We start from the raw sequence: 17,742 nt of genomic DNA on the forward strand, positions 1-17,742 counted from the left end.
GGCCTCTTTCGTTCAGGAGAAGCGTCCCGGACGGAATGGGTCGACCGAAATTGCCGTTTCCTCGCCTCTGGCCAGCTGCGTCACCAGACGGGCGGTGGCTGCGGATTGTGTCAGCCCCAGATGGCCATGGCCGAAAGCATAGATCACGGAGGGCGTGGCGCGGGCCGTGCCGATGACGGGAAGACAGTCCGGCATCGACGGGCGGAAACCCATCCATTGTTTTCCATCCTCCAGCTTCAGTCCGGGCAGGAAACGCCCAGCCTTCTTCAGCATCGCCTCTGCACGGCGGAAATTCGGCTTCAGTTCCAGCCCGCCAAGTTCGACGGCACCGCCGACACGGATGCCCGTCGCCAGCGGGGTGACGACAAAGCCATGATCGTTGAAGTAAAGCTGGCGCGTCAGGTTGAAAGCGCCGGCGGGAAGGGTGGTGTTGTAGCCACGTTCGGTTTCCAGCGGCACGATGTTGCCGAGCGTCGCGGCAAGCTTTCTCGACCAGGCACCGCAGGCAATCACCACCTTGTCGGCATCGATCTTGTCGCCGTTTTCGAGCGTCACGATCGTGCTTTCGCCAACGGCATCGATGCGTTCGGCTTCGCCCTTTCGCAGGCTCGCGCCACGGGCAATCACCAGATCGAAAATAGCGCGGGTGAAATCATAGGGGTCGGAGACCTGCAGGCCATCGGGAGAGAATATGGCGTGGCGGAACTGCGGCGCGAGACCCGGTTGCAGCTCTTCGATTTCGTTGCGGCCGACGCGCTCAAAGGTGAAGCCGGCGCTTTCCTTTTCGTCCCAGTCCTTGCGGGCGGCGTTGAGGCTTGCCTCACTGTCGTAAAGATCGAGCGTCCCGGTTTTTGAAACGAGGTGCGAAAGTTCCGGCATGGCGGCGATATGGGCCATTTCCATGGCCGCCAGCCGGTTGATTTCCGTCAGCGACTTCAGCCCGTGGCGGAAGTTGCGCTCGGCGCTGGCGCGCCAGAAACGCCACAGCCAGGGTGCGATCTTCGCCGCATAGGCAGGCGGCACGCTGAGCGGGCCGAGCGGATCGAACAGCCAGCGCGGTGCTTTTTTTATGATGCCGGGAGCGGGAATGGGTATGATTTCGGGGAAAGCCAGAATGCCGGCATTGCCGGAACTCGCCCCCCGGGCAACCTCGCCGCGCTCCAGAAGCACTACCTCGCGTCCGGCATTCTGCAGATAAAGCGCCGCCATGGAACCGATAATGCCGGTGCCGATCACCAGCACATCGCATTTCAGGGTTTTGGTCATCGGCGCTCCTGCAACACAAATCTTTCAACCCCGCCATAACAATGAATGCTGCCCGGATGAAAGGCCGCATCGTGTCGCTGGCGCAGAAATATCAGCACTGTGGCAAATAAGCGGTCCCAAATAGACAAGGAGAATATAGTCGCCGTGAAGCATATCAGCAGTCGATTCAGGCTCCCGATCGATAGTTATGGAACATCATTAATCGCTATTTAACGGTGTCCGGCTAGTTTCGCGTGCAGGCGGACCGACCGTTTTTCATCTTTATATTTCGGGGATGGAGGAGGTCTGCACATGGATTACTGTTGGGGGTTCAAAAAAGATGTCTCACCTTTCTAAACTCGGTCTGGACGCTTATGCGGTGCTTGATGCGCTCAGCCGCTCGCAGGCCATCATCGAGTTCGATCTGACCGGCAAGATTTTGAAAGCGAACGATAATTTCTGCAAGGCTGTGGGTTATCAGCAGTCTGAAATCGTTGGGCGCTCCCACAGCATGTTCCTTTCTTCCGAAGATGCGACTTCGCCTGAATACAAGGCCTTCTGGGCAAAGCTGTCGCGCGGCGAATACGATCAGGGCCAGTACCGGCGTCAGGCCAAGAATGGCGACGAAATCTGGATTGAGGCCTCTTACAATCCGGTGTTTCGTTTCGGTAAACCTTACAAGGTGATCAAGATTGCAACCGACATCACCGCGATCAAGCGCAAGAGCGCCGAGGATGACGGCAAGCTGGCAGCGCTTTCCCGCGCGCAGGCCATGATCGAATTTACGCCCGACGGGAAAATCCTCAGCGCCAACGAGAATTTCCTCGCGACGCTCGGTTACACGGCGGAAGAGTTGATCGGTAAGCATCATCAGATGTTCTGCGAGCCGGCCTATGCCCAGTCTCAGGACTATCGGGATTTCTGGAAGGAACTCGGAAAGGGCCACTTCTCGACCGGGCAGTTCATGCGCCTTGGCAAGGATGGCAAACGCGTTTTCATTCAGGCTTCCTATAATCCGATCATTGATGATCGGGGCCGCGTCTTCAAGGTGGTGAAATTTGCTTTCGATGTGACGGACCGGATGCGCGCAGTCGAAGAACTTGGTGCTGCGCTCGAGCGGCTTTCTCAATGCAATATCCGTATTACGCTGGACAAACCTTTTGTCGGCGAGTTCGAAAGGCTGCGTTGCGATTTCAATAAATCCATCGCGGAATTCCAGAAGACGCTGGAAAATGTTCTCGGCCAGACCGGAGACCTGACCCGCAGCAGCCAGGAGGTCAGCGAAGCCTCCGTCAATCTTGCCGAACGCTCGCGCGAGCAGGCGGTGGCGCTTGAGGAAACGTCGGCAGCGCTAGAAGAAATCACCGCGACGGTCCGATCTTCGACTGAGAATATGAAAGAGACGCGCAAGCTCGTTCAGAGCGCGCGGGCATCCACCGTGGCCTCCACCGAGGTCGTGGAGCGGACAGTCGATGCGATGCAGCGTATCGAGACGGCATCGCGGGAAATCAGCCAGATCATCGGCGTGATTGACGAAATCGCCTTCCAGACCAACCTGCTGGCGCTGAATGCCGGCGTGGAAGCTGCGCGTGCGGGCGACGCGGGCAAAGGTTTTGCCGTGGTGGCGCAGGAAGTGCGCGAACTGGCGCAGCGTTCCGCCAATGCGGCAAAGGAAATCAAGGCGCTGATCAACAATTCCGGCACCGAGGTTCTTGAAGGCGTCCGGTTGGTGGGCGAGACCGGCACGGCGCTGAAGCAGATCGACGCGCTGGTCAGGCACATTGACGGCAACGTCGACATGATCGCCAAGGCGGCGGACGAACAGGCTGTCGGCATCAGTGAGATCAACAAGGCGGTCAATCGGCTGGATCGGATGACGCAGGAGAATGCGGCGATGAGCGCCCGCACCACCGTCATCAGCACCACGCTGGCGCAGGGTGCCGATGCGCTGGCGCAGCTTGTCAGCCTGTTCAAGTTGAACCGCCGCACGACGCAGCGCGAAGACGGATCTTCCGTCCGGTCGGAGTCTCCGGATACCGCCCGGCGGGATCGGACGTCGGCGCGGGCGGCATAAAGATCGGGCCCAGGTCCTCTTAGGGGCACTAACCAGATTTGGTGGATGCGGATGCCTTTGATCGGGCATCCGCATAAGGTTATCCCCGCAGAACCGGTCGTGCGATACCGAGATGGTCGCGCAGGGTCGAGCCTTCGTAGTCCTTGCGGAACAGGCCGCGTTCCTGCAGGAGCGGCACGACCTCGCGGTTGAATTCCTCCAGCCCGCCGGGGAAGAAGGGCGGCATGACGTTGAAACCGTCGGCGGCGCCGTTTTCGAACCATTGCTGCATGCGGTCGGCCACGTCTTTCGCCGTGCCCATGACGATGTGGTGGCCGCGGCCGGCGGCGACGCGCAGCGCCAGCTCCCGGATCGTCAGCTTTTCGCGGCGCGCCAGTTCCGTCAGAAGTTCGGCGCGGCTGCGCAGCTGGTCGGAAATCGGCAGATCGGGCAGCGGGCCATCGAGATCGTAATCGGCAAGGCTGTGGCCGATGCGTTCTTCAAGCAGCGGCATGGCGCTCTTGATATCCGTCCACCGGTTCAGTTCCTTCAGCTTTTCACCGGCCTCTTCAAAGCTTCTGCCGATGATCGGCATGAAGCCGGGCATCACGGCGACGCTGGCCGGATCGCGGCCGAATTTTTCCACGCGCGCCTTGAGGCTGGTGTAGAAGGCCTGCGCTTCGGAAATAGCCTGCTGGGCGGTGAAGACGATGTCGGCGGTGCGGGCGGCGAGGTCCTGTCCCGGGCCGGAGGAGCCGGCCTGGATGAGAACCGGGTGGCCTTGCGGCGAACGCGGAATATTGAGCGGCCCTTTGACCGTGAAATATTTGCCTTCGTGGTTGAGGATATGGACCTTTTCCGGATCGACGTAACGGCCTGCCTGCTTGTCCTTGACGAAAGCGTCGTCATCCCAGCTGTCCCAGAGGCCGCGCACCACATTCACATATTCTTCCGCCACGGCATAACGCTCGTCATGCTCAGGATGGTCCTTGGAAAAATTCGCCGCCGTGCGGGCGTATGAGGTGGTGACGATGTTCCACGCCGCGCGGCCGTGGCTCAGATGGTCGATGGAAGCGAAGGCGCGGGCGGTGTGGTACGGCTCGCCATAGGTGGTAGAGGCGGTGGCGGCGAGCCCGATCTTGTCGGTGACCATGGCAAGCGCGGCAAGCAGGGTCAGCGGCTCGAAACGCGCGATCATTGACGGATGGGCGTCGACGCCGCTGGTGAGGCCGTCGGCGAGGAATACCATGTCGAATTTCGCCGCCTCGGCCATTTTCGTAACACGGGTGAGGAGATCGAAATTCTCGCTGCCGGCCTCCGCATCGGGGTGACGCCAGCCGGAAACGTGGTGCCCGGCGCCCTGCAGGAAAAGTCCGAGATGCATCTGTCTTTTGCGTGTCGTGGTGGTCACGGGGATCATGCCTTCATGTCAGTCGAGTTATATTTGCGATACCAGAAGCGTTTCAAGCTTCCTGAGGTCGGCTGCGGTTTTCATGGACCGCACCAGTGCCGGAATGCCGGTGAATTTTTCATTGCCACCGGTCGCGTCGGCAAATTTTTCGGTCGGGTCATCAATGCCGGGGAGGCCGTCGACACGGCGCGAGAGCACCGTGCCGTCCTTCTTCGTTACGTCGATGACCACGAAACGGGTGGTGGGATCGGGCGAGAGGCGGCGGGCGGTCTCATCATGCCGGCGTGAGATCTTGGCGGAAAGGGCAAGCAGGTCGGCGCGTGTCGGGTGCTCGTCGAAATGGCCGATTCCGAGTGCTCCATCTGTCAGTGCTGCGGCAAAGACGTATTCGGCGCTGAAGCGCGCATCGATGCCGGTGGTGGGCGTGGCCGGTCCAACGAGCGCGGCATCGCCACCGGGCGGGAAGGTGATGGTGACCGCCTCGACCTCATCCGGTGTCAGACCATTGCTGTTGCGGAGCGCCAGCGCACCGACGGCAACGGGATGGCTCGCGGTGCAGCAGGGAAAGGCCTTGAGGGTGAGGCCGGGCGAGACGATCTGCCAGGGTGCGCCCCAGCCGGAGAGAACGCGTTTCGGCTGTTCTGCACCGAAGGCGAAAGCGGAATAAAAGCCGATGGGATTTTCCAGAAAATCCGGCGCGCCCTGAAAACCGGATCGCGCCAGCCGCGCGGCGGTGAGGCCGGCACGCGTGGCAAGCCCGGCATGCAGCGGCTTGGCTTCATAACCGAATTGCAGGCGAAGTCCGGCCGATTGCGTGGCGGCAAGGCCGAGCGCCACGGCCGTGGTCTGAGGATCGAATTTCAGGATATGCGCAATTGCTGCCGCAGCGCCGATGGGGCCGAGTGTGGCGGTGGCGTGGAAGCCGTTTTCGTAATGCTTGGTCCCGAGCGACAGGCCGAGACGCGCCATGGTTTCCAGCCCGACGATATAGGCGGCGATGAAGGCATCCGCCGTCGAGCCTTCCTCGACCGCGATAGCCAGCAAAGCGGGAATGATGGCGACGGTCGGGTGGCCGCGCACGCTGCCATGGACGTCGTCATAGTCAAGCACATGCCCCGCATGGCCGTTGATGAGGGCTGCGGTAAAGGCATCCGTGCGCAGATCATGGCCGATAATGCCCGCCGTGCCTGACGCGCCCGGTGTAAAGCTGTCGATCAGGATTTTCGTGCTTCTATCCGCAGCGCCGCCCAGTACGCAGGCGAAAAAATCGATCAGCGCCGTGCGGGCGATGGCAACCGCCTCGTCGTCGCGCAACGGATCGGAGGCAGCGATGGCCTCGGCCAGATGAAGCGTGAGTTTTTCGTCGGCGGTCATGATATCAGATCCCTTCGCCGTCAGCGACCCGCGCTACCTGTCCTCCGAGACCCTTGACGAAGGCGTTGATGCGGGGATTGGTCGACCTGTAGAAGATGTGCTCCGGCGTGCCCTGATCGACGATCAGGCCGTTTTCGGTGAAGACGATATTATCACTGATTTCTTCGGCAAAACGCATTTCGTGGGTGACGAGAATGCTGGTCATACCGTCATTGACGAGATCACGGATGACGGCGAGCACCTCGCCCACGGTTTCCGGGTCGAGCGCGGAGGTGACCTCATCGAAGAGCACCAGTTCCGGTCGCATGGCCAGCGCCCGGGCAATCGCCACGCGCTGCTGCTGGCCGCCGGAAAGCTGGCCGGGATAGGCATCGACTTTTTGGGAGAGGCGCACTTTTTCCAGCAATTCGCGGGCATGGCGCTCGGCTTCCGCCTTCGGCGTGCCGAGAATCTTGATTGGCGCGATGGTGATGTTTTCCATGACCGTCAGATGCGGGAAGAGATTGAACTGCTGGAAAACGATGCCGATGCGTTTGCGCAGCGCGATGCGTTCGGCCTCGGTCTTCAGCTGGTCGACACGGGTGCCGCCGACGGTGATCTTGCCCGATTGCGGAATGAGCAGGCCGTTGATGCAGCGCAGGATGGTGGACTTGCCGGAACCGGAAGGGCCGATGATGGAGACGGCGTCGCCTTTGTTGACCGTGAGGTCGATGCCCTTCAGGACCTGATTGTCACCGAAGGACAGGTGTATGCCTTCCAGTTCGACCAGAGCTTTTGCGGCGGTTTGTGGTGCGGGTGCGGACATGGCTTGTTCCAATCAGCGGGAGGCGAAGCGCCGCTCGAGGCGCTGCGTGAAACGGGAGACAGGATAGCAGAACAGGAAGAACGCCATCAGGACAGTGAGATAGACCACGACGGTAAAATCGTTGCGCTGCACGGCGGTGCTGGCGTCTGTCGCGGCATGCAGAAGCTCATGCACGCCGACCAGCGAGGCGAGCGCCGTACCCATGGTGATCGACGCATAGAGGTTCATCCATGGCGGCAGCGAGCGCTTCACGCATTGCGGCAGGATGATCCAGCGCAGTGTCTGGTTGCGCGAGAAGCCGAGCCCCTGCGCCGCTTCCCATTGTGCGGTCGGAATGGACTGGATGGCGCCGCGGGTGATTTCGGCGATATGGGCGCTGGCCGGAATAGCAAGGCCGACCACGGCCTTGATCCAGTCCGGAAACGGGATGTAATTGCCGAAAGCGACGATCTCGAAGGGGAAGATGTAGGTCGCGGCAAAGATCAGCACCAGATGCGGGGCGTTGCGGAAGATCTGAACATAGGTCAGCGCCGGCGCGCGCACGAGACGGTAGGGCGCGAGCTCCATGATGCCGAGCAGGACGCCGATGAAGGTGCCGATGGCGATCGCCAGGATGCTGATCAGCACGTTCATGGCAAAACCCTTGGCCAGATAGGGCAGCCATTGCAGCAGCACCTGGCCGAGCGAGGGATCGAGGATCAGCCACAGGATGACTGATATCGCCACGCCGAGCAGCAGAATGGTGCCGAAGGGCGGCTTCCTTATCGCCTGTGTTGGAGAAACCACCGCACTCATTGACCGAACCCCGGAACCGCAAGACGCCGTTCAAGCCACAGACCGGCCCTTGCGACGATAAAATTGATGACGCTGAAGAAGATGAGGATGACGATCATCAGCTCGACCACATTGTCGCGCTGCGTCCAGATCAGGATCGAGGCATAGGTGATTTCACCCACTGCAATTGCCGAGCCGACAGTGGTGAGCTTCACCAGATTGACGAGGTTATTGATGATGGAGGGCAGCGCTGTGCGGATCGCCAGCGGAAACTCCACATAGCGTAAAATCTCGAAGGAGCTGAAACCAATCGCGCGGGCCGCCTCGATGGTAGTGGCCGGCACCGCCTCGATACCGCCGCGCAAGGCTTCCGCGTGGAAAGCGGCAATGTGCAGGCCGGTAATGGCGACGACCCAGAAGAAGGGTGTCAGCGGATTGTTCTGTGCGCCGCCGAGTACGTTGGAAATCAGCATGTTAAGCACGAGAAAGCCGCACATCAGCTGCACCAGCGTCGGCGTGTTGCGCGTCAGTTCCACATAGGCGCGGACGGGGCCGGCAAGCCAGGTTTTGCCTGATGTCAGCATGGCTGCGAAAATGAAACCGAAGACGAGGCTGAGCGGCAAGGTGACGGCGACGAGGATCAACGTCATCTTCATGCCGTCGAGCCAGATCTGAACCTCGTAACCGCTGTTCAGAAAGTCATAGTTAAGGCCGAGATGCGCGGCCAGTTCTATGAAGCGCGCTGTAAATGAATCCTGCATCGGAAATCCATGCTGTTATTGCGGGTGCCGCCCGGCGGGCGGCGCCAGAATGGCCTGCCTTGTTATAAAGCAGAAAAGAACGGCAGGCGAAACCGGCCGTTCTTGATGGTTGGGGGAAATGGCGATGATAGCCGCCGCCCTTTCCGTCATGCCGGTCCCCGGAACAAGCACGGGGATGATCCGGCATCCAGCCGCGGCACGTCCGCGCCGCGAAGGAGACTCTCGTGGTCAAGGACTTGATCGCGCTGGACCCAGACCCGAGCGGGGTTGCCCCGGTCCTTATTGCGCGGCGGAGAGCTTCTTCTTCTGCTCTTCCATATAACCGATGCTGGGCAGGCGGTTGGCCTTGGCGAATTCGATCATCTTGCCGGAAGCGTGCAGTTCCTTGACAATCTTGTCGAGAGCGGCCTGCGTGTCGGCCTCGCCCTTGCGCAGCCAGATGACAGAATCCGACGGGATGAGGTCGGTCGGGATCAGGATGCCGTAATCTTTCCACTCGTCGGCGCGGTCCTGAAGCATCAGGCTCAGCGTACCGTTGACGTGCACGGAAACGTCGCAATTGCCGCCCTTCAGCGCCAGAAGCGATTCCGGCTGGCTCGGCAGCGCCTTTACCTGTGCGCCATATTGTTCGATCAGCGGCTGCGTGTAGTTGGAACCTTGCGAAACGCAGGCGATCTTGCCCTTCAGGTCCGGCCAGTCCCTGATGCCACTGTCCTTGCGGCCGATTGCGGCGCCGCCCTGGCGGTCATAGGGGGTGGGCACATAATCGAGCGTTTTGGCGCGCTCTTCGGTGTACTGCATGTTGGCGATCAGAATATCGACCTTGCCCTGCTGCAGGAACTGCACGCGGTTGGGCGGCGTCACGGTCTCAGTCACCAGCTCGACGCCGAGACCGGCAGCCAGCGCCTTGGCGACGTCGATGTTGAGACCCTTCTGCTCCTGCGTCTTCGGATCGATAAAGCCGAAAGGCGCGCCGGAGAGAATGACGCCGACAGTGAGCTTGCCGCGGCCCTTGATCCGGTCGAGCGTTGCATCCGCGTGAGCGGCGGTTGCCATCGAAGCGATGACGACGGTTCCGGCGATGAGTTTTGCGGCAAATCTGGAGAAAGAGAGGGCCATGGGTATTTCCTTTTGATTGTAGGTGGAAACTACATGAGGCACCCGCCAAGAGCGAGAATTGGCATTGCGCAAAAAATACTATGAATAGAAACCGGTTCCAAGAAAGTCTTTCAGCGGAAAAAATATCCTAATAACCGGAAATCGTAGAATCCTGTTCTTTGTCTCGCCGCTTCGTGTCCCTCCATGAGGGGCGGGAGAGTAATCCGGATGTTGCTGAGGACCGGATGGCCATATGCGGAGCGAGCGCATCCGGCTTGTTTCTTCTCCCCGCCGGGGAGAAGAAACGTGCTGCAACGTCCCAGCCTGTCTCAACGACCGGCGTTATAGGCCGCGATTGCCGCCATGTTGACGATATCGCTGTCCTTCGCGCCCATCGAGGTGATCTGCACCGACTTGTCGAGGCCGACGAGAAGCGGGCCGATGACGGTCGCGCCGCCCAGTTCCTGCAGCATCTTGGTGGAGATGGAGGCGGAATGGATGGCGGGCATGACCAGCACATTGGCGGGGCCGGAAAGGCGCGCGAAGGGATACTGGCTCTGCATGCGATGATGGTTGAGCGCCACATCCGCCGACATTTCGCCATCGACCTCGAAATTGACATTGCGCTTGTCGAGGATTTTCACGGCCTCGCGCACTTTGTCTGAGCGCTCGCCGGTCGGCTGGCCGAAGGTGGAATAGGCGAGCATGGCAACGCGCGGCTCGTAGCCGAAACGGCGCGCAAGGTGGGCTGCTTCTTCGGCGATGTCGGCAAGGTCCTCCGCATTCGGCATGTCGTGCACGGCGGTATCGGCCACGAAGACGGTGCGGTTGCGCGAAACGACCAGCGAAACGCCGATGACGCGGTGGCCGGGCTTGGTGTTGATGCAGCGGCGGATATCCTCGAGCGCCGTCGAATAGTTGCGGGTAACGCCTGTTACTACCGCGTCCGCATCGCCCATCGCCACCATGCAGGCGGCGAAATGGTTGCGGTCATTGTGGACCAGACGCTGCACGTCGCGCAGCAGGAAGCCGCCGCGTTGCAGCCGCGCATAGAGATAATCGACATAGGCATCGACACGGGTGGAGAGGCGGGCGTTGGTGATCTCGATATTGGCGCGGTCGAGATCGATGCCGGCGCGTTCCGCGTTGGCCTTGATGATGTCGTCGCGGCCGAGCAGGATGGCGGTGCCAAGCCCCTGCGCGGTAAACGAAATCGCCGCGCGCATGACCTGTTCTTCCTCTGCCTCCGCAAAGACGACGCGCTTCGGCGAGCGGCGCACGCGCTCGTAAAGGCGCTGCGTGGTCGATGCCATCGGGTCGCGGCGGGCGGAAAGCTCGCGGGCATAGGCGTCGAGATCGGGCAGCTCCCGGCGGGCGACGCCGGTTTCGATGGCGGCCTTCGCCACGGCCACCGGAATGGCCGAGATCAGGCGCGGATCGAAGGGAACCGGAATGATATATTGCGATCCGAAACGCGGACGGTTGCCCTGATAGGCGGCGGCCACATCATCAGGCACGTCTTCGCGGGCCAGATCGGCGAGCGCCTGTGCAGCGGCGATCTTCATCGCGTCGTTGATCTGGCTGGCGCGAACATCGAGTGCGCCGCGGAAGATATAGGGAAAGCCGAGGACATTGTTGACCTGGTTCGGGTAATCCGAACGGCCGGTCGCCATGATGGCGTCGTCGCGAATGCGCGAGACTTCTTCCGGCGTGATTTCCGGATCCGGGTTGGCCATGGCGAAAATGATCGGCTTCGGCGCCATGGAGCGGATCATCTCTTCGCTGAAAGCGCCCTTCTGCGACAGGCCGAACACCACATCCGCACCCTTCATGGCTTCGGCCAGCGTGCGGTTGTTGGTTTTTACCGCGTGCGCGGATTTCCACTGGTTCATGCCTTCGGTGCGACCCTGGTAGATCACGCCCTTGGTATCGCAGAGCGTGATGTTTTCAGGGTTGAACCCCATCGCCTTGATGAGGTCCATGCAGGCGATTGCCGCAGCACCCGCGCCGTTGCAGACGAGCTTCGTGGTCTTGAAGTCACGCCCGGTCAGTTCGATGGCGTTGATGAGGCCGGCGGCGGCGATGATGGCGGTGCCGTGCTGGTCGTCATGGAAAACAGGAATATCCATCAGCTCGCGCAGGCGGCTTTCGATGATGAAACATTCCGGCGCCTTGATGTCTTCCAGATTGATGCCGCCGAAGGAGGGGCCGAGGTAACGCACGCAATTGATAAATTCATCAGCGTCTTCGGTGTCAACCTCGAGATCGATGGAGTCGACGTCGGCGAAGCGCTTGAAGAGAACGGACTTGCCCTCCATGACCGGCTTGGAGGCGAGCGCGCCGAGATTACCGAGACCGAGGATGGCGGTGCCGTTGGAGATGACCGCCACCATGTTGCCGCGCGTGGTGTAGTCGTAAGCGGTCGCCGGATTTTCGGCGATGGCTTTCACCGGCACGGCAACGCCAGGCGAATAGGCAAGCGACAGATCCCGCTGCGTCGCCATCGGTTTGGTCGGGGTGATTTCCAGTTTCCCGGGTCTGCCTTCCGCGTGGAAATCCAGGGCTTCCTGATCCGTAACCGATGTTCTTGTGCTGGCGGGTTTCGTCGTGTCGGACATGGGCTGAGCGTGCTTTCCTGTCGATAATAGTGTAAAAATATCCGCCGTTGTTATTGTATTTTTCGCGCGCCTGCCAAGCCTTGAATGTTGTTCAGTGCAGCAAATTTAAGCGTGATGAAATTTGCGGCCGATTCAATCGATTAATTCCTGTCTTTCGTGTCAGAGGCTCGGCCGATAGGCCTGACGGGCCATGTTCACGAAGGCTTCGACATGCAGGGCGAGGGCGCCGCGCCTGACGACCAGCACACAATCGGACCACGCATCCGCGCTCTCCAGTGGCACGCCGGCAATGCCCCTTGCGGAACGCACGGTGGTTTCCGGCAGGATGGAAATGCCCGCACCCGCCTCCACGAGTGCGAGGATCGTATTGACGTTGGCGATACGCATGCCGATTTCCGGCGTGCAGCCGGCATCCTCAAAAAGCGAAAGCGCGCTGCTGCTGAGGCCAAGGCCAATCTCGTCAACCGGCAACAGCAGTTTTTCGCGCACGATATCGCCGACCGAAATCCGCGAGCGGTGGGCGAGTGCGTGCCGTTCCGGCAAGGCGACGCAAAGTTTCGAACGATCGAAGGGCATGGCGCGCAAGGTCTGCGGCAGCGAGGGAAGGGGCGCGCGAATGAAGGCAACATCGGTCTTGCGGGTCGCCACCTGCTCGATCAGCTGCTCCATCGTCATGCCGGGCAACAGTTCAAGCGTCACATCAGGGTGTTCGTCGCCATAGCGGGTAATCAGCGCCGGCAGTTTGCGTTCCGCCATGACACTGGTGCCGTAACCGATGCGCAGCGTGCCGAGCTGGCCGCGCCTGATCTGCTGCGCCTTTTCCAGCGCGCCTTTGGTGCGGGCAAGGATTTCTTCCGCCTCGATGAGCATGGATTGGCCGGCAGGCGTGAGTTCCACACCGCGATTGATGCGGTGAAAGAGCTTGAAGCCCAGATTTTCCTCCAGCTGCCGGATACGCTGGGTCACAGCAGGCTGGGCGATGCCGAGCTGCAGGGCGGCGGCGCGAAAGTTTCTGGCCCTTGCGGCTTCCACGAATATTGTGAGTTGGCGAATATCCATCGGCGGACAGGTCTTTGTGTTGTCGGGCTTGGTGTGGTATAAGTATAGCTTATCAAAATTGCCCGTCTTGCGCATTGTCATCTTGTCGCAGGCGACGTTATACCGCAGCCAGTGTTTCGGTCGTCTTTGCCGCTTATGCGGGCATTGGCGATACGAACCGGGGAGGATTTGTTCAAGCACCTTGTCCGCCGTCCATGGGGCCGGCGGTCACCTGCAGTGAATGGGTCAAAATGACAGTCACGACGGAAGTCTTCCCCACCATTGTTCCCCGTTCAGCCGCGCCGCCTCCGGCGCATCTTCGCCTGGCCGCAATGGCCGCGAACTGTCCCGGCTTTGCCGGACACTGAACGATCATCGGGCTTCAGCCTTTTTGGCGGCTCTTCTAACCGGACATTCTTTCATGGGTAATCCAGCAACTTCACTATCGCTCCCAGCCAGATTATGGCTGTTGGTGCTCGGCGCGGTCATCATTGCCGCAGGCCTGTTCTTCGCCATTGGCGGCGGCCAGCTCGCGGCCCTCGGCGGCAGCCTTTACTTCATTGCGGCGGGCATCGCGTTGATCGTCTCCGGCCTGCTCATCCTGTTGCGCAAGCCTGCCGGCGCGCTTCTCTTCGGCCTTGTCGTCGTCCTCACCGGCGCCTGGGCGGTGTGGGAAGCCGGATTGCACTTCTGGCCGCTCATTTCCCGCCTTCTGGCGATAGGTGTCGGCGCCACGGTCGTTGCGCTCTCCTATCCGCTTTTGCGCCGTGCGGCAGGCAAGGCCCCGGCATATGGCACTTCCTTTGCCATTGCCGCCATTCTCGCCATCGCTTCCGGTGCAGGTTTTGCCGGCATGTTCGTGCCGCATCCGACCGTCGCCTTCAATGGTGAGGCGGCCGCGCTGACGCCGGTAACCCCGGAAACCGAGCAGAAGAACTGGGAGCATTACGGCAATACGTCCGGCGGCAGCCGCTTTGTCGCGCTCGACGAAATCACCCGTGACAACGTCAAGAACCTCGAAGTCGCATGGACTTACCATACCGGCGACACTCCGATCAGCCCCGGCGCGAATGGTGCGGAAGATCAGGAAACGCCGCTGCAGGTTGGCGACACCGTGTTCCTTTGCACGCCGCACAACAATGTCATCGCTCTCGATGCCGATACCGGCGCTGAGAAATGGAAGACGGAAATCAACGCGAAATCCTCCGTCTGGATGCGCTGCCGCGGTCTTGCCTATTTCGATGCCAAGGCGCCGCTGAAGCAGCCGACCGCACCGGGCTCAACGCCTGTCACGCCGGCGGTGGTTGCCGAAGGCGCGCTTTGCCAGCGCCGTATTCTGATGAACACCATCAATGCGGAACTGATTGCGCTTGATGCCGACACCGGCGCGTTTTGCCCTGACTTCGGCAACAATGGCCGTGTCGATCTGAAGATCGGTCTCGGCAATGCGCCGGACCCGCAATATGTGCTGACCTCGGCGCCTACACTGGCGGGAACGACCGTCGTTGTCGGCGGCCGTATCGCCGACAACGTACAGGTGGATATGCCTGGTGGTGTCATGCGCGGTTTCGATGTGGTGACCGGCGCGCTCCGCTGGGCCTTCGATCCCGGCAACCCCGAGATCACCGGACTGCCGCCCGAAGGGCAGACCTACACGCGTTCCACGCCCAACGTCTGGGCGTCCATGTCTTACGATCCGGAGCTGAACACGGTCTTCATGCCGGTCGGCAGCCCTTCGGTGGACTTGTATGGCGCGACGCGCACGCCGCTCGACCATAAATATGGTGCTTCGATGCTGGCGCTCGATGCCACTACCGGCCGGGAAAAATGGGTCTATCAGACGGTTCATAACGACCTCTGGGACTTCGACGTGCCGATGCAGCCAAGCTTCATCGATTTCCCAAAAGCGGATGGAACGACTGTTCCGGCACTGGTCTTCGGCACCAAGGCGGCGCAGATCTATGTTCTCGACCGGGCGACCGGCCAGCCGCTGACGAAGGTTGAAGAAGTTCCGGTCAAACCCGCCAATATTCCGAACGAGCCCTATGCGCCGACACAGCCGCGCTCGGTCGGCATGCCCGAGATCGGTGCGCAGACCCTGACGGAAGCGGATATGTGGGGCGCCACTCCGTTTGACCAGCTTCTTTGCCGTATTGCCTTCAAGGGAATGCGCTACGAGGGGCTTTATACGGCGCCGGGTACGGACCTCTCCTTGTCATTCCCGGGTTCGCTCGGCGGCATGAACTGGGGCGGTCTTTCGACTGACCCGACGACGAACACCATTTTCGTCAATGACATGCGCCTCGGCCTCTGGATTCAGATGAAGGAAGCCGCACCCAGCAAGGCAACGGCAAGCGGCGGCGAAAGCGTCAATACCGGCATGGGCCTCGTGCCTATGAAGGGTACGCCCTATGCCGTCGACAAGAACCGTTTCCTTTCGGCTCTCGGCATTCCCTGCCAGGCTCCGCCCTATGGCACGATGACCGCGATCGACATGAAGACCCAGAAGATCAAGTGGCAGGTACCTGTGGGTACGGTCGAGGATACCGGGCCGCTCGGCATCAAGATGGGCCTGCCGATCCCGATCGGCATGCCGACGCTTGGCGGCACGCTTGCCACACAGGGCGGTCTCGTCTTCATCGCCGGCACGCAGGATTATTATCTGCGCGCCTTCGATACGGCGACCGGCAAGGAAGTCTGGAAGACCCGCCTTCCGGTCGGCAGCCAAGGCGGTCCGATGAGCTACAAGTCTCCGAAGACCGGCAAGCAATATGTCGTCATCTCGGCCGGTGGTGCGCGCCAGTCGCCCGATCGCGGCGACTATGTGATCGCCTATGCGCTGCCGGATTGATCTTGGCGGTTTATCACTCTGAAAAAGGAACCCCGGGGCATGGTCCCCGGGGTTTTTCTTTGCCCCTGGCCGGAGTGCGAGGCCATTCCGTGCGGAACCTTGCACCCTCCCTTGCGTTAGGAAAACGGTCCTGCCGGCAAACACTCCCGCCGTTCACCAAGCTTTCACAAGGCGAATTTATGAGCTTGCGCTTATCCGCCCGTGAACCGATGATGGCGGCATTTCGAAATATGTATATTGTCCGGCGCGCCGGGAAATTTTTAGAGTTGGAAAGGTTTTGTTGTGAAGGAACAATCTCGAAAGATCACGCCGGTTCTTCTTGCCGGCGGTGCTGGTTCCCGGCTTTGGCCGGTATCGCGCGATCAGTTGCCCAAGCAGTTCCAGCCGCTGGTCGGCAATCTTTCGACCTATCAGCAGACGCTGCAGCGGGTGGGCGACAAGAGCCTTTATGCCGAACCGCTGGTGATCACCAACGAGGATTTCCGTTTCTTCGCTCGCCGCCAGGCGGAAGAGATCGATCTGCCGGCAACGGTGGTGCTTGAGCCCGCCCGCCGCGACAGCGCCGCCGCGATGGCCGCCGCCGCCGTGCTTGCCGAGCGCCGCGAGCCCGGATGCCTGGTGCTGGCGCTTGCCGCCGACCATGTGGTGCTCGATGCCCAAAAGTTTTCCGATGCCGTGAAGCTCGGAGCAAAAGCCGCCGATCAGGGCAATATCGTCGTCTTCGGCCTCGTGCCGACCGAGCCGCGTACCTCCTACGGTTATATCAAGCCGGGCGAGGCGATCGACGGCGAGGAAGACCTCAGCACCGTCGATGCTTTTGTCGAGAAGCCGGATGTGAAGACGGCGATCTCCTACTTGGAAAAAGGTTACCTCTGGAACTCCGGTAACTTCCTGTTCCGTTCCGATGTGATGATCGCCGAACTGAAGGCCTTCGCGCCGGAGATCCTTGCCGCGGTGACGCAGGCGGTCGAGCAATATGAAAGCGACCTCGGCTTCGTGCGCCTGCATCAGGCAAGCTTCGAGGCCTCGCCGAAAAACTCGATCGACTACGCGGTGATCGAGAAAACCAAGCGCATGGCGGTGGTGCACGGCCATTTCCGCTGGTCGGATATCGGCAGCTGGGATGCGATCTGGGAGATTGCCGACAAGCGCGGCAACGACAACGCACTGGAAGGTAACGGCGTCTTCATCGATTCCGAAGGCTGCCTCATCCACTCCACGCAATTGCTGACGACGGTGGTGGGCGCGAAGGACATGGTGGTGGTGGCCACCAAGGATGCGGTTCTGGTGGTGCCGAAAAACCGGGTGCAGGATGTGAAGGGTCTGGTGGAAAAGCTGAAGGACAGCGAACACGCGCCACAGACGCAGACCCACAAGCGCGTCTATCGCCCCTGGGGTTATATCGAACACATGTATGTGGACGAGCGTTACCGGGTGGGCCACATCACGGTCGATCCCGGCCACCGCATTTCGTTCCAGAAACATTATCACCGCTCGGAACACTGGATCGTCGTGAAGGGAACCGCGACTGTCACGATCGGTGAGGAAATCCGGCTGCTGACGGAAAACCAGTCGGTTTATATCCCGATCGGCCAGCCGCACCGGCTGGCAAATGAGGGGCAGATTCCACTCGAACTGGTCGAAATCCAGACCGGGGCCTATATCGGCGAGGACGATGTCATCCGCATCGAGGATGATTACAAGAGGCAATAGG

General features: G+C 60.7%; 12 protein-coding genes. 3 read left to right on the forward strand and 9 right to left on the reverse strand.

Annotation, left to right across the window (positions count from 1 at the left end):
• Positions 1 to 12: 12 nt before the first annotated feature.
• A complete protein-coding gene (locus DA915_RS22235) occupies positions 13 to 1,266 on the reverse strand; it encodes an FAD-binding oxidoreductase (RefSeq protein WP_107677342.1) in 1,254 nt (417 codons plus the stop codon).
• A 319-nt stretch (positions 1,267 to 1,585) separates the two neighbouring features.
• Here DA915_RS22235 and DA915_RS22240 point away from each other — a divergent pair, with 319 nt between their 5' ends.
• A complete protein-coding gene (locus tag DA915_RS22240; RefSeq protein ID WP_107677343.1) occupies positions 1,586 to 3,319 on the forward strand; it encodes a PAS domain-containing methyl-accepting chemotaxis protein in 1,734 nt (577 codons plus the stop codon).
• 79 nt (positions 3,320 to 3,398) lie between these two features.
• On the opposite strand, the gene DA915_RS22245 is transcribed toward DA915_RS22240, so the two are convergent.
• The 8 genes from DA915_RS22245 to DA915_RS22280 form a co-directional block, all read right to left on the reverse strand.
• Complete coding sequence (locus DA915_RS22245; protein ID WP_192886635.1) at positions 3,399 to 4,718, reverse strand: LLM class flavin-dependent oxidoreductase; 1,320 nt, start codon at positions 4,716 to 4,718, stop codon at positions 3,399 to 3,401.
• An 18-nt stretch (positions 4,719 to 4,736) separates the two neighbouring features.
• Complete coding sequence (locus tag DA915_RS22250) at positions 4,737 to 6,083, reverse strand: MmgE/PrpD family protein (RefSeq protein WP_107677344.1); 1,347 nt, start codon at positions 6,081 to 6,083, stop codon at positions 4,737 to 4,739.
• Between the two features lie 4 nt (positions 6,084 to 6,087).
• Entirely contained in the window at positions 6,088 to 6,888 is an 801-nt protein-coding gene (locus DA915_RS22255; protein ID WP_003510314.1) for an amino acid ABC transporter ATP-binding protein, read from the reverse strand.
• A gap of 12 nt (positions 6,889 to 6,900) precedes the next feature.
• Positions 6,901 to 7,683: an amino acid ABC transporter permease gene (locus DA915_RS22260; protein ID WP_107677345.1), complete on the reverse strand. Its 783-nt coding sequence runs from the start codon at positions 7,681 to 7,683 to the stop codon at positions 6,901 to 6,903.
• On the reverse strand, positions 7,680 to 8,423 hold the full coding sequence (locus DA915_RS22265) for an amino acid ABC transporter permease (RefSeq protein WP_003510310.1): 744 nt from the start codon (positions 8,421 to 8,423) through the stop codon (positions 7,680 to 7,682). Before DA915_RS22265 ends, DA915_RS22260 begins: the two co-directional genes overlap by 4 nt.
• A gap of 279 nt (positions 8,424 to 8,702) precedes the next feature.
• Positions 8,703 to 9,542 (reverse strand): transporter substrate-binding domain-containing protein, encoded by an 840-nt coding sequence (locus DA915_RS22270; RefSeq protein WP_107677346.1) that lies wholly within the window; start codon positions 9,540 to 9,542, stop codon positions 8,703 to 8,705.
• Positions 9,543 to 9,850: 308 nt separating this feature from the next.
• A complete protein-coding gene (locus DA915_RS22275; protein WP_107677347.1) occupies positions 9,851 to 12,139 on the reverse strand; it encodes an NADP-dependent malic enzyme in 2,289 nt (762 codons plus the stop codon).
• A 159-nt stretch (positions 12,140 to 12,298) separates the two neighbouring features.
• On the reverse strand, positions 12,299 to 13,273 hold the full coding sequence (locus DA915_RS22280) for a LysR family transcriptional regulator (RefSeq protein ID WP_065695123.1): 975 nt from the start codon (positions 13,271 to 13,273) through the stop codon (positions 12,299 to 12,301).
• Positions 13,274 to 13,598: 325 nt separating this feature from the next.
• Between DA915_RS22280 and DA915_RS22285 the strand changes: the two genes are divergently transcribed.
• On the forward strand, positions 13,599 to 16,028 hold the full coding sequence (locus DA915_RS22285; protein ID WP_107677348.1) for a glucose/quinate/shikimate family membrane-bound PQQ-dependent dehydrogenase: 2,430 nt from the start codon (positions 13,599 to 13,601) through the stop codon (positions 16,026 to 16,028).
• 282 nt (positions 16,029 to 16,310) lie between these two features.
• The gene (locus DA915_RS22290; protein WP_107677349.1) at positions 16,311 to 17,741 is read left to right on the forward strand and encodes a mannose-1-phosphate guanylyltransferase/mannose-6-phosphate isomerase; all 1,431 of its coding nucleotides are present in this window, start codon (positions 16,311 to 16,313) and stop codon (positions 17,739 to 17,741) included.
• Position 17,742: the final 1 nt, after the last annotated feature.

The organism is Agrobacterium sp. LAD9 (assembly GCF_003031125.1).
Taxonomy (GTDB): Bacteria; Pseudomonadota; Alphaproteobacteria; order Rhizobiales; family Rhizobiaceae; genus Agrobacterium; species Agrobacterium radiobacter.